We start from the raw sequence: 2,250 nt of genomic DNA, 5'->3' as shown, positions 1-2,250 counted from the left end.
GTGACGCCCTGCGCGAGGAAGTCGCCGGACTCACTATGGTGCGTGATGAGCGAGTCACGCGCCCGCAACTGCGGGTCGCGGACGACCTCGGCCATCGTGTACACAGGGCCGGCGGCGATGGAACTGTCCTCGAGCAGCTCCTGGAGTTCGGTGGCGGTCCGATGCTGAGCCCACTCCCCTACCAATTCCTCGAGTTCGATCTGGTTACTGACCCGGCCCTCATGGGTTGAAAAGCGCGGGTCCACGGCAAGCTCCGGGCGGCCCATCGTCACGCAGAGCCGCTCGAACATCCGCTGTTGGCTCGCTGCGATGACGAACCACAGTCCATCGGCGGTCTTGAAGACGTTCGACGGCGCCACCCCCGGGATGCGGGTTCCGGTGGGCTGTCGCACGATTCCCAGGCGGTCGTACTCGGCAACGGCGCCCTCCATCATTGCAAGGCAGGACTCCACCAGCGACACGTCGATCTCTTGGCCGAGACCACTCGCATGCCGTTCGTGGAGCGCAGCCAGAATTCCCTGTGCTGCAAAGGTTCCGGCGATCGAATCACCGAGCGAAAGGCCAACCCGGGGAGGTGCCTGGTCCGGATAGCCATTGATGAACCGCATCCCGCTCATTGCCTCGGCCACGGCCGCGAAACCAGGGCGACGGCGATACGGACCGGTCTGTCCGAATCCGGAGATCCGGGCGAGGATGAGTCCCGGATTCGCCGCCGCTAGCCGGTCATAAGACAGGTTCCAACGTTCGAGCGTACCGGGCCGGAAGTTCTCGACGACGACGTCACTGTGCCGGGCCAACTCGCGGAATAGGCTCTGCCCCTCCTCGCCGTGCAGGTCGAGCGTGATCAGCTTCTTGTTGCGGCTCTGGATCCCCCACCAAAGTGATCGACCGTCCACCGAGCCCTGGCCCCACCCGCGCAGGGGATCCAAGTTGTCGGGCCCTTCGACCTTGATCACCTCGGCCCCAAGGTCTGCCAGCAGTCGCGCGGCGAACGATGCGGCCACGATGGAGCCCAGCTCCAAGACGCGTATTCCGGCTAAGGGTCCGAACAGTGTCGCCGCTGGGTCGGTGCGCGGCTCCTCGGTTATGAGGTCCATGTGTTATGTATACAGCATTAATAACACAGGAATCAAGGGTGTGCTCCGACGCCTTGAAGGGGCGAGGGTGACGACCTAGTGCCGCTTGCCGAGCACCAAGCCGCCGACGTCCTGCAGGTGCTTCGCCATCGCGGTCTCTGCTGCGTCCGCGTCCCGGTCACGCAGGGCACCAAGCACCTCTGCATGCCCGTTGAGGTCTACTTCGAGGCAGCTTGAGTCGGCCCAGAAATCCCGTTTGTACTCGAATGGGATCTGCAACAAGTTGTTGACGATGAAGGCGAGTCGATTGGTCGCCGAGGCGCTGATTATCGCGGTGTGGAAGCGGTGGTTCTCGTCGATGAGGCCGTACACGTCGCCGCACAAGACCTTCATTCGCTCGATGCTCTGCTCTAACTCGCCAAGCAAGGCGGTGGTGACGCGTTGCGCAGCCTGACGAGCGACGTAGCCTTCGAGAAGGCTCCGCATCGCGTAGATCTCGCCGAGTTCTTCGTTGGACATGTCGCGGACCGTCGCCCGCTGACCACGAACACTGCCGAGGTCGACGAGTCGCTCCCCGGCCAGTAGCAGCAAGGCTTCGCGCACGGGCGTACGACTGACGCCGAGGGTCGCCGCGACGTCTTCTTCCAGGATCGACTCGCCGGGTTGCAGGTCACCCCTGATGATGCCGTCGCGCAGCGCCGCCGCCACGGCCACGTTCGCCCGCTTGACGATGGGTTCTGCTGACCCCGGCGCGCTCAGTGGCATGTGATGTCCTAACCGTCGGTACGCACATCATACGAAATACGCAAACACATGCATTAGGTATACATTGCTTGCCGCAGATATCCGCTCACCTTCGAAAAACATCCGTGTGAGTTTGCCGACTGCGAGTCGGCACTGTGACCTGCTCGTCAACGCTCCACGACGTGCAGGTGCACATGGAGTCGGAGTCGAGCCCCGTGACGTCCTGCCTCAGCTTCTACCGCGAGTCCCTCGCGGTAGAAGGCCCCTCATCGAAGGTCGTCGAGGATCGCCGTGGGGTACGCGCCGACGACGTCGAACCTACGGGGCGCCGAGCGGTCGAAATGCATTCACCGATATGAGGTGCCCAGCGGTCCTACCGACTCCTGTTACGCGACGCAGGCCGTTGGGCCCCGTGTTACGTCGCCGCGGC

Annotated in this window: 2 protein-coding genes; both read right to left on the bottom strand. The window is 63.5% G+C overall.

Going from position 1 to position 2,250, the window contains the following annotated elements; all coding sequences use genetic code 11:
• Positions 1-1,097, bottom strand: a 1,097-nt coding sequence (locus ACRDUX_RS36490) for a CaiB/BaiF CoA transferase family protein (RefSeq protein WP_526421680.1), incomplete at its 3' end; no start/stop codon positions are given.
• A 75-nt stretch (positions 1,098-1,172) separates the two neighbouring features.
• A complete protein-coding gene (locus ACRDUX_RS36485; protein ID WP_526421678.1) occupies positions 1,173-1,841 on the bottom strand; it encodes a GntR family transcriptional regulator in 669 nt (222 codons plus the stop codon).
• Positions 1,842-2,250 lie beyond the last annotated feature (409 nt).

This window comes from Mycobacterium sp., from assembly GCF_050701675.1.
GTDB lineage: Bacteria > Actinomycetota > Actinomycetes > Mycobacteriales > Mycobacteriaceae > Mycobacterium.
Note: the sequence above shows the minus strand (reverse complement) of the source record. Positions and strands in the feature narration are given on the sequence as shown.

Bases quoted from the DNA above. Each gene is read 5' to 3' on its own strand.
- ACRDUX_RS36485 (WP_526421678.1), bottom strand. From the start codon at position 1,841: ATGCCACTGAGCGCGCCGGGGTCAGCAGAACCCATCGTCAAGCGGGCG.